At 66.1% G+C, this 22,106-nt stretch carries 20 protein-coding genes; 4 read left to right on the top strand and 16 right to left on the bottom strand.

All coding sequences use genetic code 11. The features are described 5' to 3' along the window. Positions 1 to 114 precede the first annotated feature (114 nt). The 5 genes from queE to ASE82_RS15100 all read right to left on the bottom strand — a co-directional run bounded on the left by queE (position 115) and on the right by ASE82_RS15100 (position 4,955). Positions 115 to 747 carry a 7-carboxy-7-deazaguanine synthase gene (gene queE, locus ASE82_RS15080; protein ID WP_056065073.1) on the bottom strand — a complete coding sequence of 211 codons (633 nt, stop codon included), beginning with the start codon at positions 745 to 747 and terminating at the stop codon, positions 115 to 117. 1 nt (position 748) lies between these two features. Continuing rightward, a complete protein-coding gene (gene queC / locus ASE82_RS15085) occupies positions 749 to 1,453 on the bottom strand; it encodes a 7-cyano-7-deazaguanine synthase QueC (protein ID WP_056065075.1) in 705 nt (234 codons plus the stop codon). A 300-nt stretch (positions 1,454 to 1,753) separates the two neighbouring features. Further along, the gene (gene hslO / locus ASE82_RS15090) at positions 1,754 to 2,671 is read right to left on the bottom strand and encodes an Hsp33 family molecular chaperone HslO (RefSeq protein ID WP_056065077.1); all 918 of its coding nucleotides are present in this window, start codon (positions 2,669 to 2,671) and stop codon (positions 1,754 to 1,756) included. A 32-nt stretch (positions 2,672 to 2,703) separates the two neighbouring features. Then, positions 2,704 to 3,624, bottom strand: a complete 921-nt coding sequence (argF, locus tag ASE82_RS15095) for an ornithine carbamoyltransferase (RefSeq protein ID WP_056065078.1) — start codon at positions 3,622 to 3,624, stop codon at positions 2,704 to 2,706. A 140-nt stretch (positions 3,625 to 3,764) separates the two neighbouring features. Then, entirely contained in the window at positions 3,765 to 4,955 is a 1,191-nt protein-coding gene (locus ASE82_RS15100; RefSeq protein WP_056065471.1) for an aspartate aminotransferase family protein, read from the bottom strand. 253 nt (positions 4,956 to 5,208) lie between these two features. Here ASE82_RS15100 and ASE82_RS15105 point away from each other — a divergent pair, with 253 nt between their 5' ends. Further along, a complete protein-coding gene (locus ASE82_RS15105; RefSeq protein ID WP_056065080.1) occupies positions 5,209 to 5,997 on the top strand; it encodes a hypothetical protein in 789 nt (262 codons plus the stop codon). A 190-nt stretch (positions 5,998 to 6,187) separates the two neighbouring features. Here the strand turns inward: ASE82_RS15105 and parE are convergent, their stop codons facing one another. Next, complete coding sequence (parE, locus tag ASE82_RS15110; protein ID WP_056065081.1) at positions 6,188 to 8,197, bottom strand: DNA topoisomerase IV subunit B; 2,010 nt, start codon at positions 8,195 to 8,197, stop codon at positions 6,188 to 6,190. Between the two features lie 159 nt (positions 8,198 to 8,356). Here parE and ASE82_RS15115 point away from each other — a divergent pair, with 159 nt between their 5' ends. Then, positions 8,357 to 9,214, top strand: a complete 858-nt coding sequence (locus ASE82_RS15115; RefSeq protein ID WP_082441546.1) for an outer membrane protein — start codon at positions 8,357 to 8,359, stop codon at positions 9,212 to 9,214. A gap of 422 nt (positions 9,215 to 9,636) precedes the next feature. Here the strand turns inward: ASE82_RS15115 and ASE82_RS15120 are convergent, their stop codons facing one another. Further along, positions 9,637 to 10,401 carry a GcrA family cell cycle regulator gene (locus tag ASE82_RS15120; RefSeq protein ID WP_056065084.1) on the bottom strand — a complete coding sequence of 255 codons (765 nt, stop codon included), beginning with the start codon at positions 10,399 to 10,401 and terminating at the stop codon, positions 9,637 to 9,639. A gap of 65 nt (positions 10,402 to 10,466) precedes the next feature. On the opposite strand from ASE82_RS15120, the gene ASE82_RS15125 reads away from it, so the two are divergent. Both ASE82_RS15125 and ASE82_RS15130 read left to right on the top strand, forming a co-directional pair. Further along, positions 10,467 to 11,321, top strand: coding sequence for an ABC transporter permease (locus ASE82_RS15125; RefSeq protein ID WP_056065087.1), 855 nt, complete (start codon positions 10,467 to 10,469; stop codon positions 11,319 to 11,321). Continuing rightward, on the top strand, positions 11,321 to 12,592 hold the full coding sequence (locus ASE82_RS15130; protein ID WP_056065089.1) for a serine hydrolase: 1,272 nt from the start codon (positions 11,321 to 11,323) through the stop codon (positions 12,590 to 12,592). The genes ASE82_RS15125 and ASE82_RS15130 overlap by 1 nt, the downstream gene beginning before the upstream one ends. Before the next feature lie 162 nt (positions 12,593 to 12,754). On the opposite strand, the gene ASE82_RS15135 is transcribed toward ASE82_RS15130, so the two are convergent. The 9 genes from ASE82_RS15135 to uvrC form a co-directional block, all read right to left on the bottom strand. After that, complete coding sequence (locus tag ASE82_RS15135) at positions 12,755 to 13,282, bottom strand: GNAT family N-acetyltransferase (RefSeq protein WP_235524738.1); 528 nt, start codon at positions 13,280 to 13,282, stop codon at positions 12,755 to 12,757. A 41-nt stretch (positions 13,283 to 13,323) separates the two neighbouring features. After that, positions 13,324 to 14,106, bottom strand: coding sequence for a LysR family transcriptional regulator (locus ASE82_RS15140; RefSeq protein ID WP_056065093.1), 783 nt, complete (start codon positions 14,104 to 14,106; stop codon positions 13,324 to 13,326). Next, positions 14,103 to 14,501 carry a Co2+/Mg2+ efflux protein ApaG gene (gene apaG, locus ASE82_RS15145; RefSeq protein ID WP_056065095.1) on the bottom strand — a complete coding sequence of 133 codons (399 nt, stop codon included), beginning with the start codon at positions 14,499 to 14,501 and terminating at the stop codon, positions 14,103 to 14,105. The genes ASE82_RS15140 and apaG overlap by 4 nt, the downstream gene beginning before the upstream one ends. Beyond that, on the bottom strand, positions 14,498 to 15,703 hold the full coding sequence (locus tag ASE82_RS15150; protein ID WP_056065098.1) for a trans-sulfuration enzyme family protein: 1,206 nt from the start codon (positions 15,701 to 15,703) through the stop codon (positions 14,498 to 14,500). The genes apaG and ASE82_RS15150 overlap by 4 nt, the downstream gene beginning before the upstream one ends. A gap of 206 nt (positions 15,704 to 15,909) precedes the next feature. Continuing rightward, entirely contained in the window at positions 15,910 to 17,010 is a 1,101-nt protein-coding gene (locus ASE82_RS15155) for a glycosyltransferase family 2 protein (protein WP_056065100.1), read from the bottom strand. Beyond that, complete coding sequence (leuB, locus tag ASE82_RS15160) at positions 17,007 to 18,053, bottom strand: 3-isopropylmalate dehydrogenase (protein ID WP_056065102.1); 1,047 nt, start codon at positions 18,051 to 18,053, stop codon at positions 17,007 to 17,009. The genes ASE82_RS15155 and leuB overlap by 4 nt, the downstream gene beginning before the upstream one ends. Positions 18,054 to 18,094: 41 nt before the next feature. Then, entirely contained in the window at positions 18,095 to 18,826 is a 732-nt protein-coding gene (gene recO / locus ASE82_RS15165) for a DNA repair protein RecO (RefSeq protein ID WP_056065104.1), read from the bottom strand. 119 nt (positions 18,827 to 18,945) lie between these two features. Further along, on the bottom strand, positions 18,946 to 19,923 hold the full coding sequence (locus ASE82_RS15170) for a polysaccharide deacetylase (RefSeq protein WP_056065106.1): 978 nt from the start codon (positions 19,921 to 19,923) through the stop codon (positions 18,946 to 18,948). Between the two features lie 155 nt (positions 19,924 to 20,078). Then, positions 20,079 to 22,004 carry an excinuclease ABC subunit UvrC gene (gene uvrC / locus ASE82_RS15175; protein WP_056065108.1) on the bottom strand — a complete coding sequence of 642 codons (1,926 nt, stop codon included), beginning with the start codon at positions 22,002 to 22,004 and terminating at the stop codon, positions 20,079 to 20,081. Between the last annotated feature and the right edge of the window lie 102 nt (positions 22,005 to 22,106).

Genomic DNA, 22,106 nt, shown 5'->3' on the forward strand with positions numbered 1-22,106 from the left:
GTCCTCACCCTTCGCACCTGGCAACCGGCCGCCGGGCCTTCCCTTTGTTCAACATCCTGATCACCTAGCGTTACGCAATACCCAGCCGAGCTGGAGTGGTGCGTGAGGCTAGGGTTAGCGCAGACCGAGCAGCTTGTGCGTCTGGAGCGACAGTCGCCATTGCGGGCGTTCCATCACCAAATCCACGCACGCCTCGCGGTTCGCATCGGCACGTGGGTCGTCGAGCGGCTGGAGCAGGAAGTTCGCGAAATCCCAGGTCTCGACTTCGTCGATGTCGCTACCCGGTTGCGGCCAGACGAGCTTCAACTCGTGCCCGGCACGCTGGACGACGATGCTGCCGGCCTTGGGGCTGATGCAGATCCAGTCGATACCGGGATGCGCCGGGATCGTGCCGTTGCTCTCCATCGCGATGCGGAAGCCGTACGCATGCAGCGCATCGACGATCGCGTCGTCGATCTGGAGCATCGGCTCGCCACCGGTCAGGACGACGAAGCGGTCGCGCTCGCCCTCACCCCAGAAGCCCGCTACCGCTGACGCCAAGGCTTGCGCATCGGCGAACTTGCCGCCGCCAAGCCCGTCGGTGCCGACGAATTCGGTATCGCAGAACTTGCAGACCGCGGTCGCGCGATCCTGTTCGCGGCCCGACCACAGGTTGCAGCCAGCGAACCGGACGAACACTGCGCGGCGACCGGCGTTGACGCCCTCCCCCTGCAACGTGAGGAACATTTCCTTGACGGCGTAGCTCATGTCAGGCCGGCTTGACGGCGTAGCGCGTCGGGTCGGCGATCCCGGCTTCGTCGAAGCCGCGCGAACGCAGGCGGCAGCTGTCGCACTCGCCGCAATGCTCACCGGCAAGCGTTGGATCGTAGCACGACCAACTCAGGCCTAGATCGAGCCCGAGACGCGTGCCTTCGCGGACGATATCCGCCTTGGTCATCATCTGGAGCGGCGCCTGGATGCGGAACGGTTCGCCCTCGACGCCGGCCTTGGTGGCGAGTTCGGCGAGACCTTCGAACGCGGCGATGAACTCGGGGCGGCAATCGGGATAGCCGGAATAATCGAGCGCGTTGACGCCGATATAGATGTCGCGCGCGCCAGCCGCTTCGGCCCAGCCGAGTGCGAGGCTGAGGAAGATCGTGTTGCGCGCGGGGACGTAAGTGACGGGAATGCCGCCGCCGTCTTCGGTACCCGCGCCGTCCTTCGGCACGTCGATATCGGCGGTCAGCGCGGAGCCGCCGAACGCGGAGAGGTCCATCGGCAGGACGATGTGGCGCTCGGCACCGAGTGCGCTGGCGACGCGGCGCGCGGCGTCGAGTTCGATCCGGTGGCGCTGGTTATAATCGAACGACAGCGCGAGCACGCGCTGGCCGGCTTCGCGCGCGAGCGCGGCGGATACCATCGAGTCGAGCCCGCCCGAGACGAGGGCGACCGCAAAGGGAGCAGGGGATGTCATGATGCGTGTTCGCTAGGCCGGCGAGCGCAAAAAAGAAAGGGGCCGCCCGGCGGAGCGGCCCCGAGTTTGGCGCGGACGCGCGCCACAAGGGAGAAACGTGCTGAATAAGAGCACGTGACCAGTGGTAAGGGTGAGGGGTAAAATTGCGGTTAACGCCTGTTTGCCCTCTCCGCTTGGGGGAGAGGGAAGGAGCAGCCCCTTGGCTGCGGGAGGGTGAGGGCACGTGATGGACGCGACCGTGCCCTCACCCTCCCACGACTGCGTCGCGGGCCCCTCCCTCTCCCCTGCAGGGAGAGGGTTCTACCCCTCCACCGGCACCGGGAATTTCTTCGCGCAGAATGCACAATCCACGATGATGAAGCCAGACTCGTCCGCCATCGACTGGCGTTCCTCCAACGGAAATTTCGAGATCACGCCTCGGATATACTCGGGATCGCAGCGGCAACCGCGCATGATCGGGATATCGGCGAGGATGCGGACGTCCTCCTCTTCGTTGAACAGGCGCCACACCAGCGTTTCCAGTGGCAACGTCGCGTCGGTGAGTTCATCGACGCCCATCGTATTGCCGAGCGTGGCGACATGCTCCCATTCTGGATGATCGAGCTTGGTATGCAGGCGTTCGCGCCCGTCCTCGCCCTCGGGGAGATGCTGGAGGAACAGCCCGCCGGAAATACAGCGACCGTCGGGGCCCTTCGCCATGCCGGTGCGGATCATCGTCGGAATCTGCTCGGACTGCGTGAAATAGCTCTGTGCGGCCTGCGACAGCGTATCGCCATCGAGGGGAACGATGCCCTGATAGCGCTCATTGCTGGTCGCCATGTCGAACGTGATCGCGAGATAGCCGGCGCCGAACAGTGCGAACAACGAGGGCTCGGCGGGGGCCTCGGCGAGCTTGCCGGCGTCGTATTCGATGTAGCCGCGCACTTCGCCGCCGCGATAGTCGCAGACGAGCAGCTGGACGACGCCATTGTCGGTGCGCGTCTGCATCGTCAGCTGGCCGCTCGAATCCTTGAGCGTCGAGCCGATCAGCGCGGCGAGCGTCAGCGCTTCGGCGAGCAGCTTCTCGATTGCGGGCGGATAGGCGTGCGCGGCAAGCACTTCGTCGAGCGCGGTGCCGAGCCGCACGATCCGGCCGCGGGCACTCCGCGTGGGGATCGCGAAAGCCAGCGCGCGGTCGAGATCGGTCACGTTGGGATCGAATTTTGGCGTATCGTTCATCGTCCGCCAGATGGTGACCCTGCCCGTTCAGGTCAACCGATCTGCCCGAAGCACCAGCGCAGCACCGACTTCTGCGCGTGGAGGCGATTCTCCGCTTCCTGCCAGATCAGCGACTGTGGGCCGTCGATCACCTCGGGCGTAACCTCCTCGCCGCGGTGGGCCGGCAGGCAGTGAAGGAACTTCGCGTCGGGCTTGGCCATCGCCATCAGCGCGGCGTCGACCTGGTACGGGGTGAGCGCCTTCAGCTTGGCCTCGGCATGCGCCTGGCCCATCGAAATCCAGGTGTCGGTGACGACGATGTCCGCGCCTTCGACCGCCTCGCGCGGGTCGGCCACGACGCGGGCGCGGCCCGATGCGCGGACGATCGCCTCTTCCTCCGGTTGGAACCCCTGCGGACAGGCGGCGACGACGTCGAACTGCATCAGCCCGGCGGCCTCGACGATCGAGGCGAGCACGTTGTTGCCATCGCCGAGCCACGCGACCTTGAGGCCGGGCAGCACCTTGCCGCTCTCGATGATCGTCAGCAGGTCGGCCATGATCTGGCACGGATGCGACGCGTCCGTCAGGCCATTGATGACGGGCACGCTGGCGTAATGCGCCATCTCCTCGATCTTGGCATGATCGTCGGTGCGGATCATGATCGCGTCGACATAGCCCGACAGGATACGCGCGGTGTCGGCGATCGACTCGCCGCGGCCGAGTTGCATCGAGCCTCCGTCGGACACGATCGAGCTGCCCCCGAGCTGGCGGATCGCCATGTCGAACGAGAAACGCGTGCGGGTGGAGCTCTTCTCGAAGACCATCGCGAGCGTGTGGCCCGCGAGCGGCGCATCGGCGTCCGCGCGGCCCTTGGGGAAGCCCGCGCGCGCCGCCTTGCGGTCGAGTGCATCGGACAGCATCGCGGCGATGCCGTCGGCTCCGGCGTCGGTGAGATTCAGGAAATGGCGGGTCATAATATCCTCCCCGGCACGGGGAGGGGGACCGCGCTCGCAGAGCGGGGTGGAGGGGGACCTCCACGGGCGCTACGCTGCGGGGAAAGCCCCCTCCACCATGCTTCGCATGGTCCCCCTCCCCGTACCGGGGAGGATCAGTTTCAATCGTCGGCAGCGGGCACGTAGACACGCGCGGCAGTCGACAGCTTGTCGATGCATTCGGCGATATGGCTCTCGTCGATCACCAGCGGCGGCAGGATGCGGACGACGTTCTCGCCCGCCGACACCAGCAGCAGATTATGGTTGTCGCGCGCGAACGCGACGAACGCCCGGCTGTCGCTCTTCAGCTTCAGCCCAAGCATCAGTCCGGTGCCACGGACGCTGTCGAACAAATGATCGTGGTTGGGGATCATCTGCTCGAGCCCCTGCCGCAACCGGTCGCCCATCGCCGTGACGTTGTCGAGGAAGCCGTCCTCCAGCATCACGTCGAGGATCGCCTCGCCCGCCGCCATCGCCAGCGGGTTGCCGCCATAGGTCGAGCCGTGCGTGCCAGCGACCATGCCCTTGGCCGCTTCCTCGGTCGCGAGGCACGCGCCGAGCGGAAAGCCGCCGCCGATACCCTTGGCGACCGCCATGATGTCCGGCGTGATGCCGTACAGCTCATGCGCGAAGAACTTGCCGGTCCGGCCGTAGCCGCACTGGACCTCGTCGAGCACCAGCAACAGGCCGTGCTCGTCGCATGCCTTGCGCAGACCGGTGAGGAACTCGTGGCTCGCCTGGCGGATACCGCCCTCGCCCTGGATCGGCTCGACCAGGAAACCCGCGGTGTTGTCGTCGATCAGCGCGAGTGCGCCTTCGAGATCGTTGAACTTCGCATAGGCGAATCCCGGCAGCAGCGGCTCGAACCCGTCGCGCATCTTCGCCTGGTTGGTCGCCGAGATCGCGCCGAGCGTGCGCCCGTGGAACGCGGTGTCGAACGTGATCAGCGTGTGCCGCTGCGGATTGCCGTTGGCGAAGTGATAGCGGCGCGCGGTCTTGATCGCGCACTCGACCGCTTCCGCACCAGAATTGGTGAAGAACACGGTGTCCGCGAATGTGTTGTCTACGAGGCGCTGCGCGAGGTGCTCGCCCTGCGGCGACCCGTACAGGTTGGACACGTGCATCAGCGTCGCGGCCTGCTCGGCGATCGCCTTTGTCAGATGCGGATGCGCGTGGCCGAGCGCGTTGACAGCGATGCCGCTGGCGAAATCGAGATACTGCTGGCCGTCCTCGCCGAAGAGGTACGCGCCCTCGCCTCGGACCGGACGCACGCCACACCGCGGGTAGACGGGCATGAGCGGGGTGATGGTCACGACGGCAAGCTCCTTCAAACAGCAAGGGCGACCCTTATCGGCCGCCCGAACCGCCTGATACGAGCGCATGAGGCTGGGAGCAACAACCGCGTGGCATTGCGCGGCAAACGCCGACCGGCCGGATGCTTGTGATTTCACCATAGCTCTTGCCGCACTTGGCAGAAGAGGCGCATGATCATCAGGACGTGGTGCCAGGATCCTGTGCGCTTTGATTCGATTCGGATCACCCCGCCGCACTATAGGGGAGATCACCATGTCTAGAACATTACAGTGTATCGCACTTCTGCTCGCCACGACGTCGCCCGCCTACGCCAAAGACGCCTTCACCGGAACTTGGAAGGGCGACATCAAGGAAAGCGCGCTCTCGACCAAACCTTCGGCTGCACTGATCGACCAGGGGGTCTATACCTGCTCGAGCTGCATCCCCGTGGTCAAGATCGCCGCCGACGGTGCGCCGCATCCCGTCGCCGGCCACGCCTATTACGACGCGATGTCGGTGACCGTCGTCGATCCGGCCACCGTCAAATATACGACGAGCAAGGGCGGCAAGCCGATGAGCGACGCCACCGCGACGCTGTCCGCCGACAATAGTTCGATGACCACCGTGTTCAACGATACCAGCGCCCCCAACGGTATTGCCGTCACTGGCATGACGGTCAGCGAGCGTGTCACGGCAGGCCCGGCGGGGTCTCATGCAACGTCAGGATCGTGGCGCCAGACGAACCAGACCCAGGTTTCCGACAGCGGCCTCGTGTTCACCTTCGCCAAGGCCGGCAAGGTCGTGACGTATTCGACGCCGACCGGCACATCCTACGTCGCGACGACGGGTGGCCCGACGGTCGCCGTCGCCGGAGATCCCGGCTGGACGACGGTGTCGCTCAGTCAGCCCAACCTCAATACGTTGCACGAAACCGATTATCTCGACGGCAAGGTGATCGGCAAATACGTCATGACGGTCTCCCCCGATGGGAAGAAGATGACGATGGACGTCAACGACATCAAATACGGCCGGACGTCGACGTTGGTCGCATACAAGCAGTAGCTGATCGTCTGAAAGCGACGTCGGTGCCCAGCTAGATTGCACTCTCGCGAAGGCGGGAGCCAAGGCTGGGCACCCGCCTTCGCGGGTGAACACAGTGGTGGTGGCAAGCTTGGCGAACTCGGGCCGCCTCCGTGGCGTTTTCGGACTGGCGCGACATCGCCACCCGTTCTCGACACGCTGTACCGTTACGTCACGCGTCGATCGCTTCCTCGTCCATGCGCCCCGCATTCTCCTGGATGAACGCGAACCTGTGCGCGGGGTTGTTGCCCATCAGGCGGTCGACCAAGTCCTTCACCTGCGCGCGCTCCTCGTATTCCTGCGGGAGCGTGATGCGGAGCATGCCGCGCGTCGCCGGGTCCATCGTGGTTTCGCGGAGCTGGCTCGGGTTCATTTCGCCGAGGCCCTTGAAGCGGCCGACGTCGACCTTCTTGCCCTTGAACACTGTGCGTTCGAGTTCGGCGCGGTGCGCGTCGTCTCTTGCATAGACGCTCTTGGTGCCGACGGTCAGGCGATAAAGCGGGGGCTGCGCGAGGTAGAGATGCCCGCGGCGGACGAGTTCGGGCATCTCCTGAAAGAAGAACGTCATCAGCAGCGTGGCAATGTGCGCGCCGTCGACGTCGGCGTCGGTCATGATGACGATGCGTTCGTAGCGTAGCGTGTCCGGCGTGCAGTCTTTTCGCGTACCGCAGCCGAGAGCGAGGGTGAGGTCGGCGATTTCCTGGTTGGCGAAGATCTTCGCGCTGGTCGCCGACGCGACGTTGAGAATCTTGCCGCGGATCGGGAGGATCGCCTGCGTTTTCCGGTCACGCGCCTGTTTTGCCGAGCCACCTGCCGAATCACCCTCGACGATGAACAGTTCGGTGCCTTCGGGTGAGTTCGCCGAGCAGTCGGTCAGCTTGCCCGGCAGGCGGAGCTTCCGCGCGGAGGTCGCCGTCTTGCGCTTGACGTCGCGCTCCTGCTTGCGGCGCAGGCGTTCGTCCATCCGCTCCAGCACATAGTTCAGCAGCGCCTTGCCGCGATCCATGTTGTGGCTGAGGAAATGGTCGAAATGATCGCGAATGGCCTTCTCGACGAGGCCGGCGGCTTCGGGGCTGGTCAGGCGATCCTTGGTCTGGCTCTGGAATTGCGGCTCGCGGATGAAGACCGACAGCATCAGTTCGCTGCCGACCATAACGTCGTCCGCGCTGATATCCTTGGTCTTCTTGTTGCCGACGAGATCGCCGAACGCGCGCAGGCCGCGGACCAGTGCCTGGCGCAGGCCTTGCTCATGCGTGCCGCCGTCGGGGGTCGGGATGGTGTTGCAATACCAGCTATACGAGCCGTCGCTCCACAGCGGCCATGCGACCGCCCATTCGACGCGGCCCTGGGTTTCGCCGTTCGCGCTCGGGAAGTCCTGCGAGCCGGAGAAGAAGTCGGAGGTCGCGCACTCGCGGCCGGCGATCTGGTCGCGGAGGTGGTCGGCCAGGCCGCCGGGGAACTGGAACACGGCCTGTGCGGGGGTGTCGTCACCGATCAGGTCGGGGGCGCAGTGCCAGCGGATCTCGACGCCCGCGAACAGATACGCCTTGGAGCGGACGAGCTTGTAGAGGCGCTGCGGCTTGAAGTTCAGTTCGGTGCCGAAGATCTCGGTGTCGGGCGTGAAGGCGACGCTGGTGCCGCGACGATTGGGCGTGGGGCCGAGATGCTCGATCGGCCCGAGCGTCAGCCCCTTGGCGAAGCGCTGACGGTACAATTGCCGGTCGCGCGCGACTTCGACGACGGTGTCGGACGAGAGCGCGTTGACCACGCTGATGCCGACGCCGTGCAGGCCGCCCGACGTCGCATAGGCCTTGCCCGCGAACTTGCCGCCCGAGTGGAGCGTCGAGAGGATGACTTCCAGCGCGGATTTGTCGGGGAATTTCGGATGCGGATCGACGGGGATGCCGCGGCCGTTGTCGACGATCGTCAGGCGGTTGTTCGCTTCGAGCGTGACTTCGATGCGCGTCGCGTGACCGGCGACCGCCTCGTCCATCGCGTTGTCGAGCACTTCGGCGGCGAGGTGATGCAGCGCGCGCTCGTCGGTGCCGCCGACGTACATGCCGGGGCGGCGACGCACGGGTTCGAGGCCTTCGAGCACCTCGATCGAGGACGCGTCATAGGTGTTGGCGGCGGTTTTGCCGGCGCCGGGCGTCGAGGGGGACGCGAACAGATCTTCAGCCATGGCGGGAACGTAGCCGCAGGCGTCGGACAAAGCCACAGGCTCCGTTTGTTCTCCCTGTGATCGAAAAGTCACATTGATATAGATTGTTGCTTTGGGGGGATAACTTTCGCGGAACCGGCCGTTTATGAAAAACCTGTCATGAAGTTTCCGGGAGTGAATATGACTAAGACGATGATGGTGGCGCTTGCTGGCGCCGCTACACTGGGGTTTGCCGCAATGCCTGCCGCCGCACAGGAGATGACCGAAGACGCACCGTTCAGCGGCATCTATTTCGGTGCAGCGGGCGGCTATGACGTACAGCCGAACGACGAAGGTTCGTCGATCCTGTTCGATCGCAACCTCGATGGCCGGTTCGGCGACGCCGTCACGACCGCTGCCGGTGCCAACGCCTTCTCGCCTGGCTTCTGCAACGGCGCAGCGCGGAGCAGCACTGCTCCTGCCGTCGGTGGCCGTGGCTGCCGCAACGACAAGGACAACACCGCCTTTTACGCCCGCGTCGGCATCGACCAGCAGCGCGGGAACATCGTCGTCGGCGTCGTCGGCGAGTTCGGCAAGTCGAACATCCGCGACAGCGTCACCGCGTTCTCGACCACGCCCGCCTTCTACACGATGACGCGCGACCTCGACTGGGAAGCCTCGATCCGCGGCCGCGCCGGCTATGCGGTCAACACGACGCTGTTCTACGGCACGTTCGGTGCGGGCTATGCGCGCATCAACCGCGATTTCTATTCGAGCAACACCGCCAACGCCTATGCGCAGAGCGGCAAGAAGAACCAGTTCGGCATCACCGGCGGCGGTGGCATCGAGCAGAAGCTCGGCAAGAACATCTCGGTCGGCATGGAATATATGTTCCACCAGTATCAGGACGACGATGCCCGCGTTCTCGTGACCCGCGGCACGCAGCCTGCGAACAACCCGTTCGTGCTCGCGCCGAACACGGCCGGGACGGCGTTCAAGCGCTCGGATGACAACTTCCGCTGGCACAGCCTGCGCGGCACGGTGGCGTTTAGGTTCTGAGGCGCGGCGAAGGGCGGCCTGCACCAAGCTGGTGCAGGACTCGCCCAAGCCCGGCCGGCGCGGCTAGCCGCGGCCGACGACATGGGCTTTGCCCATGGCTAGCTGATATAGAAAGGGCCGCTTCCTCACACGGGAAGCGGCCTTTTCGTTGCTCGCTGTAGCTTCCGCCATTCGATAGCCAGTTGCCAGCCGCAAGCTTGTTTCCCCGCGAAGGCGGGGACCAGTCTGGGCTCCCGCCTTCGCGGGAGAACAAGGAAGGGTGCCACCCCCTCCATGTGCCCCACCCCGGCGGAGGCCGCGGCCCAGTTGCGCGACGTTGCTAAACGCGGGCGGCGCTCAGTTACCGCGACCTTCCCAATTGGGCCCCGGCCTTCGCCGGGGGGGCACCTCTTGGAAGAGCCGTTTGCCATCAAATTAGAATGTTATCTTGGTCGCGGACCACCAAACGGCAGCGGCGGCGTGGGACGACGATCGCGACGGGGCAACTGTGCCTGGTACGCATGGCCGCAATGATCGACGCAATACGGGAACCCCGGGTTCACCGCCTTGCCGCAGAAGTGGAAGTCGGGCTCGCCGGGATGGCCGAGCGGCCATTTGCAGATGCGGTCGTTCAGTTCGAGCAGGCTCGTCTTGTTCGCCATCTCGGCCGACGGCTTGGCGGGGACGAGGCGACGCGGCGGTGCGGGCGTGCTCGGAGGCTGCTGCTCGCCAGGCGCCTGGCGGAGGAAGCCACCGGGGCCGACGGAGCGCAGGATCGGCTGAGGCGCGCGGACGGGGGCGACGACGGCCGGAGCTGCCTCGTCCTCATCCTCGTCGTCGTCTTCGTCGTCCTCAGGCTCTTCCGCGACCGACTCCGGCTCGACCGGCGCAACAGGCTTGGCCGCTGCGACGACGGGCTCTGCGACCGGCGCGGGCTTGGGGGCCTCGACCTCGACCGGCTCCGGAGTCGCAACCGGCTCGGGGGCCGCCGCAGCAGCCGACGCCGATGCTTCGGCAGCAGCAGCCGCCTTCGCCTCGGGATCGTTCGGCTTCACCGGCGACGGGCGCGCCTGCAGCTCGAGGCGGTGGGCCTTGCCGATGACGGCGTTGCGGCTCACGCCACCCAGTGCTTCGGCGATCTGGCTGGCGGTCTGGCCGGCCTCCCACATCGTCTTGAGCGTCGCGATGCGCTCGTCGGTCCAGGACATGTTCGTTCCTTAGTCTTGCTCAGCCGGGTTGCGGGCGGCAGCGGCAGCGATTACCCGCAACGCCTATGAGCAGCCAGCCCCCAATCGGTGAAATCCATTCGGCGGTGCATTCCGCCCCCGGCGTTCCCGTCATAAAGAGCGTGAACTGGGAGGGATTGCGAACCCTCTATATCAAGGAGGTGCGCCGGTTCTTCAAGGTGCAGCTTCAGACGGTGTGGGCGCCGGCGATCACGACGCTCCTGTTTCTGATCGTGTTCACCATCGCGACCGGTGCGAAAAGCCCGGTTCCAGTCGATGGCCAGATCGTCGCGTTCGCCGATTTCATCGCGCCGGGGCTGATCATCGCGCAGGGCATGATGGGCCCGGCGTTCGCCAATGCGAGCTTCTCGCTGCTCGTCGGCAAGATGCAGGGGACGATCGTCGATTACCTCCAGCCGCCCTTGTCGACGGGTGAGCTGCTGGGCGCGTTGGTCGCCGGCGCCGTGACTCGCGCGGTGATCGTCGGGATCGTCGTGTGGGCGGCGATGGCGCTGTATCCGGGTGTGCACGTGACGCCGCATGCGCCGCTCGCGATCATCTGGTTCGGGCTGCTGGGTGCGACGTTCCTCGCGCTGCTCGGCGTGCTGACGTCGATCTGGGCGGACAAGTTCGATCACGCCGCGGCGGTCACCAACTTCGTGATCGCGCCGCTGTCGCTGTTGTCGGGGACGTTCTATTCGGTCGACAAGCTGGCGCCGGCGTTCCGCGCGTTCAGTCATGCGAACCCGTTCTTCTACATCATCTCGGGGTTCCGCTACGGGTTCCTGGGGATCGCCGACTCGCCGGTGATGATCGGCGGGATCGTGATCCTGGTGATCGACTTGGTGCTGGCGACGCTCTGCTACCGGTTGCTGAAGAGCGGTTGGAAGCTGAAGAACTGATGCACAGGCTCGCGCTCTGGCTGGTGGCGTTGGCGGTGGCCTTGCTGCCGGTCGCTGCGGTGGCGCAGAGCGCGGTGGCGGACCCGGCGTTGCGGACGAAGGCGGATGCGCTGGTCGCGATCCTTGACGGGCGCGGCGCATATGATGCGTATTTCGCTGCGAGCTTCCGCGAGAAGGTGCCGAAGGCGCAGTTCTTGGCGATTGTCGAGAAGCTGAAGGCGACACTAGGCGCGCCCCAGAAGATCGAGTCGTTGACGGCGACGTCGGCATGGTCCGCGGATCTGGTCGTTGGCTATGCGCGGGGAACGGCAAGCGTTCGGCTGGTGATCGATCCCACGGCGCAGCATGCTGCGACCGGGTTGCTGATCACCGGCACGGGCGCGCGCGACGATAGCCTCGCCAAGGTCGAGGCGGAGTTTCGTGCTCTGCCGGGGGCTAGCGGGTTCGGGCTTTACGCGCTCGGCGAGGGTAAGCCCGAGCTGATCCTCGAATACCGTGCCGATGTCGCTGCACCGCTGGGGTCGGCGTTCAAGCTCTGGGTGCTGGCGGAACTAGCAAGGCAGGTTGCGGCGGGCGAGCGGCATTGGGATGACGTCGTGAAGGTCGGGGCGCCATCCCTGCCGTCGGGGGTGTTGCAGACCTGGCCTGCCGGATCGCCGGTGACTGTGCAGACGCTCGCGACGATGATGATCTCGATCAGCGACAACACCGCGACGGATGCGCTGCTGACGACGCTCGGACGCGCGAAGGTCGATGCGATGGCGGCGGCGTCAGGCGGCAGCGTGCCGGTGATGACGACGCGCGAGATGTTCGCGCTGAAGGGGGATCCCGCGCTGACCAAGGCTTGGGCGGCTGGGTCGGTGGACGAGCGGCGGGCGCTGCTGGTGGACAATGCGGTGAAGATCGCGACGGCCAAGCTTGATCCGACCGTGTTCGCGGGGAAGCCGGTGGCGATCGACAGCGTCGAATGGTTTGCGAGTCCTTCGGCAATGGCGGGGCTGCTGGATCGATTGCGCGGGGCGGATGCCACGACACGGGCGGTGCTGGCGGTCAATGCGGGGGTCGATCCGGCGATCGCCAAGCGGTTTGGGTATGTCGGGTTCAAGGGTGGCGGCGAGCCGGGGGTTCTGAGCTTGAACTATCTGGTGCAGGCCAAGGATGGGCGCTGGTATGCGGCGACCGGGAACTGGCACCGGGCTGATGATGGCGTGAACGAGGTTCGGTTTGCAGGGCTGATGGGGCGAGCGTTGGCGTTGCTGGCGGCGCGGTAGGATTCGCTGCTTTTCGCTGAATGCCCCCATAGGCTGATTAATTGCAGCGCGACCGCCAACCCATGCCGTTCCCCCGCGAAGGCGGGGGTCCAGGGTAACTGAAGATGGCGTTTGTGATCCTGGGCTCCTGCGTTCGCAGGAGAACAGCTTATTAAGTGGGGATCAGGCCCGCCCTGCCGCCTGCCAGCTATCAGCACAGAGCCCGTAGATCAGGCTGTCGCGCAACCCCAGATGCGTTTCCCATTCGTCGCGCAACAGGCGCTCGCGGCGGAAACCCAAGCGTTCCAACAACGTGATCGACGCAGTATTCTCGGCATCTGCATCCGCAAAAACCCGGCTCCGGCCTTCCGCGAACAAGCGATCAATCACTGCCGACACAGCCTCCCGCGCAATCCCCCGTCCCCAGGCCTCGCGCGCAAGGATGAACCCGATCTCCGTCACCCCTGCCCCGTCGGCCTCGCTACCCGAGACCCAGCCGATCGCGCGGTCGTCGCCGGTGCGGGTGATCGCCCAGGTGCGCTGGTTGCCCGGTGCGGCTTCCTCGGCGAGATACGTGCGGACGTCGTCGACCGAGCCCAAGGGCCCGTCGGCGGAATAGGCCATCAGCTCCGCGTCGGCGAGCATCGGGTGCAGCGCGGTCGCGTCACCCTCGACCAGCGGTCGCAGTCGAAGCCGTCGCGTCTTCAGCACCGGCGATACGCCGGCGCGCCGTGGTCTGCGTCCGGGTTGCCTCACGCGGTCAGGGCATCCACGAGCGCGCGGACTTTCTTCTGACGCCACTGCGGGAGCGGGGCGACCAGCCAATACCCCCCCTTCGAGGGCTGCGACTCGCCGATAAGCCGTACGCGGGCCTGCGCCAGATCGCGGCGGGCAAGCAGTTCGGGCACGGTCGCGCGGCCAAGCCCCGCCGCCGCCGCGTCGATCGCGAGCCCGGCGTCGGTGACGCGGACCAGCGCGACGCCGTCTTCTCCGGACCAGGCAATTGCCGACTCGGTGTCGGTGCCGGGCTTGGCGATCGTCACCATGCCCTCCGACTCTAGCGCCTCGCCCTCATGCTCGCCCGGACCATCACCCCAGCGGATCGCGAGATCGAGATTGGCTTCGGTGAAGTCGACATTCTCGTCCGCGGTGATCAGCACGAAACGCAGTTCGGGATCCGCCTCCGCGATCTGCGCGAGCCGCGGCATCAGCCACTTCTCGGTCAGATCGCGCGGCGCTGCGATGGTCAGCGATTTCGACGACTGCCCCGCCTGCATCGCGCGCACGGCTTCCTCGAACTGGAGGAACCCGCCGCGGAGCGCGCCTAGCCCCGCCTCAGCCTCGGGAGTCAGTTCGAGTCCGCGCGTGGTGCGGCGGAACAGCACGACGCCGAGCGTATCCTCCAGCGCGCGGATCTGCTGCCCGACCGCCGCCGGCGTCACCGCCAGCTCATCGGCCGCTCGCGTAAACGACAGATGCCGCGCGGCCGCATCGAGCACGCGCAGGCCGTTAAGCGGGAGATGCGTGCGCTTCAATTCAGCACCGCGGGGGCGAACAGCGAGAAGCGGGGGATCTCGACCGCGAACACGGCGCCGTCTTCGCGGACCATCTGGTAGCTCCCCTGCATTGCACCCGACGGGGTCGCGAGCGGGCAGCCCGAGACGTAGTCGAAGCTCGCGCCCGGTTCGATCACCGGCTGTTCGCCGACCACGCCTTCGCCCTCGACCGAATGACGCGCGCCGCGGCCGTCGGTGATCACCCAGTGGCGGGTAAGCAGCTGGACGGTCTCGGTGCCCTCGTTCTCGAGGCGGATATGATACGCCCAGAACCAGCGGTCCCGCTCGGGCTCGGACTGTTCGGGCAAATAGCTGACCGACACGCGCACCGTCACCCCATCGGTCGTCGCCGCGTTGGGGAACAGCGCCTTCATAGACCGGCCTGCTTTAGGGCCTGATCGAGGTCGTCGATCACGTCCTGCGCGTCTTCGAGCCCGACGTTAATCCGGAGAAGCCCCTCGGTCACGCCCATCTCGATCTGCTTGTCGGGCGAAACGCTGGCGTGCGTGGTCGAGGCGGGGTGCGTCATCAGGGAGCGCGAGTCGCCGATGTTGTTCGAGATATCGACCAGCTCCAGCGCGTCGAGCAGTGCGTGTGCCTGATCGCGACCCTCGACCTCGAACGCGAAGATCGGCCCGCAGGCGTCCATCTGGCGCTTGGCCAGTTCGTGCTGCGGATGGCTCTGCAGGAAGGGATGCAGCACGCGGGGCACGCGGCCTTCGAGGAATTCGCCGATCCTCATCGCGTTTTCGGACTGGCGGTGGATGCGCAGGTCGAGCGTCTCGAGGCCCTTGAGCACCACCCACGCGTTGAACGGCGACAGCGTTGGGCCAGTGTTGCGCGTGAACGGCAGCAGCGTGTTGGTGATGAAATCCTCGGTCCCGCAAACTGCGCCGGCGAGCACGCGGCCCTGCCCGTCCATCATCTTGGTCGCGCTGTAGGCGGTGACGTCCGCGCCGAACTCCATCGGCCGCTGAAGCGCCGGCGTCGCGAACGCGTTGTCGACCACGGTCGTGATGCCGCGTTCGCGCGCGATGTCGCAGATCGCCTTGAGGTCGGCGATGTCCATCGTCGGGTTGGCGGGCGTCTCGAAGAAGAACACCTTAGTCTCGGGGCGGACCGCGTCGAGGAACGCCTGCGGATCGCGCGCGTCGACGATCGTCGTGGCGATCCCGAACTTCGGCAACAGCGTGTCGGTGAGCCAGCGGCACGATCCGAACGCCGCGCGGCCGCCGACGAGATGGTCGCCGGTCTGGAGCTGGCACAGCAGAGACGCGGTCATCGCCGCCATACCGGTTGCCATCGTCCGGCATGCCTCGGCGCCCTCCAGCAGCGCGATCCGCTCCTCGAGCATCTGCACCGTCGGGTTTTGGAGGCGGGAATAGGTCATCCCCTCCTGCTCGCCGGCAAAGCGTGCCGCGGCGTCGCCCGCCTTGTCGTAGCAATAGCCCGAGGTGAGGAACAACGCCTCCGACGTCTCGCCATATTCGCTGCGGGCGGTGCCGCCGCGAATGGCGCGCGTCGTGGGACGCCAATTCTGGGTGATCGAACGATCCTGGCCGGTCTTGCGCTTCATGCGCGCCGCTTTGCCGGGGGGGAGCCGCGATGACAAGCCCGGGGACAAGCCTTGCGGGTGTGAAGCCCTGTTCCAAGGGCCGTCATTCTCCCCTCCCTGGAAGGGAGGGGTTGGGGGTGGGTCGGGTTCCGGATCGTGGAACGGTCGCGACTTGAGCTGGCCTACCCACCCCCAGCCCCTCCCTTCCAGGGAGGGGAGCGAGAAGATTAGTATCGTCCCCACGTAAATTTAGACGACAGCGCGTAGTTCCACACCGCACCGACCAGAACGCCGATCAGTGCCGAGGCCGCCCAGGCCCCGTCGCGCATCTCGTACAGGAACGCGGCGATGCCGACGTTGGCGACCGCGCCGACCGAGCAGATCACCGCGAACGACACCCAGCCGTCGACCAGTTGCCGCCACCCCTTCAACCGCCGGTCGCGGTACGTCAGCGCGTTGTTGAGGAAGAAGTTGAAGGTGAGGGCGGCGAGCGTCGCGACGATCTCGCCGACCAGGAAGTGCGTGCCGAACCCGACGAACAACGCGGTCAGCACCGCCATGTGGATGCCGACGCCGAGCACGCCGATCGCCGAGAACATCGCGAACCGCACGGGCACGACGCGGCCGAACATCCGGTCGTAGATCGCGATCAGATACTCCATCGCGACGACGTGATCGAGCTTGCTCTCGCCCTCGGTCCGACAGCGGAACGTGTACGGCACCTCGACGAAGCGCAGCGGCGTCGGCGAGGCGGTGAGCAGGTCGAGCAGGATCTTGAAGCCGATCGCCGACAGCGACGGCGAGAGGTGGCGGACGATGTCGGTGCGGATCATGAAGAAGCCGCTCATCGGATCGTTGAGATCGCATTTCAGCACGCGGCGGGAAAGCTTTGTGGCGAGCGCCGACTTGGCGACGCGGTCGTTGTCCCACTCGCCGGTGCCGCCGCCGCTGACGAAACGCGAACCGATCACCACGTCGGTCTCGCCGTCCTTCAACAGGTCGAGCATCGCCGGCAACAATGTCTCGTCATGCTGGAGATCGCCGTCGATCACCGCGACGACCGGCGCGGCGGTCGCGCACATCCCCTCGATGCAGGCCGACGACAGCCCCCGCCGACCGATCCGCTGAATCACACGCACCCGCTTGTCGAGCCGTGCGATCTCGCGCGCGGCGTCGGCGGTGCCGTCGGGACTGTCGTCGTCGACGAAGATCGCTTCCCAGTTCAGCCCGACCAGTGCCTGATCGAGCTTTGCGATCAGCGTCGCGACATTGGCCTTCTCATTGAACGTCGGGATGACGACCGCGAGTTGCAGCAGGTCACCCGTCAAACGAGGTTAGCCAGCACTGCATCGCCCATGTCGCGAGTCGACAGCGTGCCGCCGAGATCGGGCGTGCGCGCGCCGTCGAGGATCGCGGCAGCGACGGCCGCTTCGATCCGATCCGCCGCTTCGGGCAGATCGAGCGAATGCCGCAGCATCATCGCCGCGGACAGGATCGCCGCGCAGGGGTTGGCCTTGCCCTGCCCTGCAATGTCGGGCGCACTGCCGTGGATCGGTTCGTACATGCCCTTGTTCGATCCGTTCAGCGCGGCGGACGGCAGCATGCCGATCGAGCCGGCGCACATCGATGCCTCGTCCGAGAGGATGTCACCGAAGAGATTGCCGGTGACGATCACGTCGAACTGCCCTGGGTTCCGGACCATCTGCATCGCCGCGTTGTCGACGTACATGTGGCTGAGTTCGACGTCGGGATAGTCGGCTGACACCTCGATCACGACGTCGCGCCAGAGCTGCGATGTTTCGAGGACGTTTGCCTTATCGACCGAGAGCAGCTTGCCCTTCCGAGTGCGTGCGGTCTCGAAGCCGACGCGGGCGATGCGCGCGATCTCGGTCTCGTCGTAGCGCATCTCGTCATGGCCTTCGCGCAGGCCATCAGCGGTGGTGCGGATGCCCTTGGCGCCGAAATACACGTCGCCGGTCAGTTCGCGGACGATGACCATGTCGATCGACCGGGCGATCTCGGGGCGGAGCGCGGAGGCGTCCTCCAGGCCGGCGAACAGCTTGGCGGGACGCAAATTGGCGAACAGGCCAAGGTCCTTGCGCAGGCCGAGAATGGCTTGCTCGGGGCGAAACTGGCGTTCGAGCGCGTCGCAGTCGGGATCACCGACCGCACCGAACAGGATTGCATCCGCACGGCGGGCGAGTTCGAGCGTCTCGGGCGGAAGCGGATGGCCGACCGCCTTGTACGCGGCACCGCCGACGAGGCCTTCGTCATAGGTCAGGTCGAGGCCGAGCGTATCGAGCACGCGACGGGCCTCCGCCGTGACTTCGGGTCCGATGCCGTCGCCGGCCAGTATCGCGATCAAGGGCATGTGCGTTTCTCCTGCGCGGCCCCTTGCCGGGCGGTGCGCGCTCACGCAACCGCCCTTTTGAGGCGATCGACCAGCCGGTCGCGCGCCGCCAACGGATCGGCGCGGCGGTCGACGAGAATGTCGCGGGCGAGGAAGTGACCGGTCAACCGCAGGCCGTCGAAGATGTCCGGCCATGCCGCTTCACCGCCTGCCAGCAGGAAGTCGGGTAATCGCAGGAGCTTGCCTTCATACCCGAACGCCGCCCCGCGCGAGACGGCTGCGCCGCTTTTTGGCGACACGAAGCCGAGATCGTCCTCCGCTCCGGTCGCGACGCAGCGGTCGAGATCAAGTCCGAACCCCAGTTCAGCCAGCACCAGTAATTCGTACCGGACCAGCGCCGCCGCCCAACCGCGGGCGGATGGCGCGCTCTCGATCGCACCCAGCACGCCGTCGAGCGCGTCGTGGATCTGCGGATAGGGCTGTGCTTCGGGGAGAGCGGAGGCGGCCAGCGCAGTCGCCCATTCGAGCGCACCGGCTGCGAGCGGCTCGCCGTGCAGCGTCGCGCGGCTGTGGATCAGCTCGGCGGTCAGCGAGGCCAGTTGCTCGCCGGTCCGCGCACGCCACTCGCCTTGGATGACGTTCGCCTGCAACAGCACCGGCCGCATCGCGCGCGACCGCCCGCCGCGGACGTAGCCAGGCTGCACGCCATCGTTCCGGGTCAGCGCGCGCACGATCGCGCCATGCTCGCCATGCTGGCGAACGGCGACGACGATGGCGGAGGCGCGGAGGTGCATGGGTTACCCTGTACCGCTCTCGCTCGAAGGAGAAGAGAGATTTAGCCGCGGATAGGCTCCGCCGTCACGCCGAGCGTTCGCAAGCCGAACCGAACCCTCTGTGCCACGACCGACGCGTGTCAGGTGCGCCGCGACCGGGGGCGTTCCGAGATCCAGTTCGACCACAGCTGTTCGGCTTGTCGCCAGCGCGTGCGCACCGGGTCGGGGCCGAGCGGGACGTCGCCCCGGTCGAGTTCGAGCACCGGGCGATCAGTGAAATGCGTGGTCGGCAGCACGTCACGCATCTCTGCGAGCATGGTGCACAACGCCTGGAAGCGGCGGACATGGACCGCGTTCGCGCGTGTGCCGCGGCGGTTGGCGAGTTCGAAGCCGTGGCTGACGATCGTCACCGCGGCATGGTGCGACACCGCCGCATGTTCGAGCGCGTCGTAGCTTTCGCCCGCGGACAAGGCGCAGAGCTGGAAGGTGCGGATCCTGCCGCGGAGGTCCTCGATCACCGTCACCGGGACTTCGACGATGCCGGTGCCGTTCGTGCGGCGGACCGGGGCGATCTGGCGGGCGGGAAGCGAGATACGGCTGGTGTGCGGCGCCTCCGACCCGTTGTGGCTGCTGTCATAGGCAAAGCCCAGGCCTTCGAGCGCGGTCAGCGTGTCGTCGTTCGCGGCATAGCTCCCTGCGCGAAACGCGATCGGGTGCGGCGCGCCGGCTTCGACCAGCAATTCCGTCGCGCGAACGAGCAGGTCGGTCTGCTCGGCAAGGCTGTACGTGTACAGTTGGAACCGGTCGTGCGCGACGCCGCGATCGCCCGCCCGCGCGCTGGTCCAGTTGGGGTGGAGGTGGAGCTGGACCTCCTGGCCGGCGTCCAGGATCGTCTCGATCATGCGGCGGATGGGGGCAGGCCCAAACGTGATCGCGGGCATCGGATCGACGAAGAAACACGCCTTCAGATTGTGCCGGGCGAGTTCCGCAAGTTGATACCCCAGACCGACCCCCGCCGGCTCCAGCGAACGCGCGTAGATCGCGTCGCAATCCAGACCGGCGGCATGGTGGCGCCACGCGAACTCGGTATCGATGGTCAGGAAGACAGGCGTAGTCACGGATTAGTATGTAACAATCAGTAGTGAAAATGGCGTTGCGATTTTATACAAATCAACTTGATTTGGGTTATAATTTTTTCCCGATCCGGGACGTCATCGTCTTTAGGTCCGCACGACCATCTGTGTGTTCTCGATCGACGGCCAAGTCCATGCGGCTACCGTGAATGATAGAAGTCGTAGACCTGCTGGGCGACGCCTGCCGATACGCCGGGTGCCTGCTGAAGATCCTGCAAGCTCGCGTTGCGGACCGCACGGCCGGTGCCGAAGTGCATCAGCAACGCCTTTTTGCGCGCGGGGCCGATGCCGGGGACTTCGTCGAGCGGGCTGGCGCCGATCGCCTTGCTGCGCTTGTCGCGGTGGACGCCGATCGCGAAGCGGTGGACCTCGTCGCGCAGGCGCTGGAGGTAGAACAGCACCGGGGCGTTGACGGGGAGCTGGAACTCGCGACCGTCGAGCATGTGGAACACCTCTCGCCCATCGCGGCCATGCTCCGGGCCCTTGGCGATCCCGACCAGGCACACGTCCTCGACGCCGATCTCCTCGAGCGCGGCTTTCACCGTGTTGAGCTGGCCCTTGCCGCCGTCGATCAAGACGAGATCCGGCCAGTCGCCTGAATCACGATCGGGGTCCTCGGCCTGCGCGCGTGAGAACCGCCGGGTGAAGACCTCACGCATCATCGCGAAATCGTCGCCCGGCGCGGTATCCTTGTTCTTGATATTGAACTTCCGATACTGGCCTTTACGGAAGCCCTCCGGCCCCGCGACGACCATCGCGCCGGTCGCAGCGGTGCCCTGAATGTGGCTGTTGTCGTAGATCTCGATACGCTCGGGCGGCTCGGCGAGGTCGAACAGGTCGGCGACTTCGCGCAGCAGCTTGGCTTGGGTCGTCGATTCGGCCTGGCGGCGCTCGATCGCCTCGATCGCGTTGCGCTTCGCCTGGTCCATCAGACGACGCCGATCGCCGCGCTGCGGAACCTGCAACGCGATCTTGTAGCCGGCGCGTTCGCCTAGGGCTTCGGCCAGCAGCGCGCCTTCCGCCAGTTCGCGGTCGAGCAGGATCTGCTTGGGCGGCGGGACCTCCTCGTAGAACTGGCCGAGGAAGCTGGTCAGCACCTCGTCCTCGGGGACGTCGTTGGTATGCTGCGGGAAGAAGCTGCGATGCCCCCAGTTCTGGCCGCCGCGGATGAAGAACGCCTGGATGCCGATCAGCCCGTCCTTGCACGCCATCGCGAAGATGTCGGCGTCGCCCACGCCCTCCGCGTTGATCGCCTGCGTGCCCTGGATGAACGTGAGCGCGCGGAGACGGTCGCGGAGCAAAGCTGCGAGTTCGAAGTCCATGTTCTCGGCAGCCGCCTGCATCTGCGCGCCGAGCTTGGCCTGCACGCCGGTCGACTTGCCGCCGAGGAACGCCTTCGCATCCTCGGTCAGTTCCCTGTACGCGGCCTCGTCGATCCGGCCGACGCACGGCGCCGAGCAGCGTTTGATTTGATACAACAGACACGGTCGGTCGCGGGTCTTGAAGAAGCTGTCGGTGCAACTGCGCAGGAGGAACAGCTTCTGGAGCGCGTTGAGCGTGTTGTTGACCGACCCGGCGCTGGCGAACGGGCCGTAGTAATTGCCCTTGGCCCGGCGCGCGCCGCGGTGCTTCTGGACGCGCGGGAAGGCGTGGTCGTCGCGCAGGAGGATGAACGGGAAGCTCTTATCGTCGCGCAACAGCACGTTGTAGGCGGGGCGATAGCGCTTGATCAGCTGCGATTCGAGCAGCAGCGCTTCGGCTTCGTTGTTGGTGGTGACGATCGTCATCGAGCGGGTCTGCGACACCATCCGCTGGAGGCGTTTCGTCAGCCGCTCGACCTGGACGTAATTCGCTACGCGGTTCCGAAGCGCACGCGCCTTTCCGACATAGAGCACGTCACCGCGCGCGTCCTGCATGCGGTAGACGCCGGGGCGGATCGGCAGCGTGTCTAGCACGTTGCGGATCGCCGCTACGCCTGCCGCGAGGTCTGGCGCTTCACCGCCACCGCGGACGGCGAACGTGGACTTGTCTTCGTTGAACCGGTCGGGGGAATTGGGGGAGGACATCGCTCAGGAATCTAGGGAGTGCGAGGGGGTTATGCCAGCTTAAGGCAGTGATGTTCACGCGAAGGCGCGAAGAGAAGGGAGGAGTTGGTTCACGCGGAGCCG

Source organism: Sphingomonas sp. Leaf230 (assembly GCF_001421745.1).
In the GTDB taxonomy this organism is placed as follows: domain Bacteria; phylum Pseudomonadota; class Alphaproteobacteria; order Sphingomonadales; family Sphingomonadaceae; genus Sphingomonas.

Coding starts and splice junctions, on each gene's coding strand:
- queE (WP_056065073.1), bottom strand. CDS start 747: ATGAGCTACGCCGTCAAGGAAATGTTCCTCACGTTGCAGGGGGAGGGC.
- ASE82_RS15130 (WP_056065089.1), top strand. CDS start 11,321: ATGCACAGGCTCGCGCTCTGGCTGGTGGCGTTGGCGGTGGCCTTGCTG.
- argF (WP_056065078.1), bottom strand. CDS start 3,624: ATGACCCGCCATTTCCTGAATCTCACCGACGCCGGAGCCGACGGCATC.
- hslO (WP_056065077.1), bottom strand. CDS start 2,671: ATGAACGATACGCCAAAATTCGATCCCAACGTGACCGATCTCGACCGC.
- ASE82_RS15120 (WP_056065084.1), bottom strand. CDS start 10,401: ATGTCCTGGACCGACGAGCGCATCGCGACGCTCAAGACGATGTGGGAG.
- parE (WP_056065081.1), bottom strand. CDS start 8,197: ATGGCTGAAGATCTGTTCGCGTCCCCCTCGACGCCCGGCGCCGGCAAA.
- recO (WP_056065104.1), bottom strand. CDS start 18,826: ATGCACCTCCGCGCCTCCGCCATCGTCGTCGCCGTTCGCCAGCATGGC.
- ASE82_RS15115 (WP_082441546.1), top strand. CDS start 8,357: ATGACTAAGACGATGATGGTGGCGCTTGCTGGCGCCGCTACACTGGGG.
- ASE82_RS15150 (WP_056065098.1), bottom strand. CDS start 15,703: ATGAAGCGCAAGACCGGCCAGGATCGTTCGATCACCCAGAATTGGCGT.
- ASE82_RS15125 (WP_056065087.1), top strand. CDS start 10,467: ATGAGCAGCCAGCCCCCAATCGGTGAAATCCATTCGGCGGTGCATTCC.
- apaG (WP_056065095.1), bottom strand. CDS start 14,501: ATGAAGGCGCTGTTCCCCAACGCGGCGACGACCGATGGGGTGACGGTG.
- leuB (WP_056065102.1), bottom strand. CDS start 18,053: ATGCCCTTGATCGCGATACTGGCCGGCGACGGCATCGGACCCGAAGTC.
- ASE82_RS15105 (WP_056065080.1), top strand. CDS start 5,209: ATGTCTAGAACATTACAGTGTATCGCACTTCTGCTCGCCACGACGTCG.
- uvrC (WP_056065108.1), bottom strand. CDS start 22,004: ATGTCCTCCCCCAATTCCCCCGACCGGTTCAACGAAGACAAGTCCACG.
- queC (WP_056065075.1), bottom strand. CDS start 1,453: ATGACATCCCCTGCTCCCTTTGCGGTCGCCCTCGTCTCGGGCGGGCTC.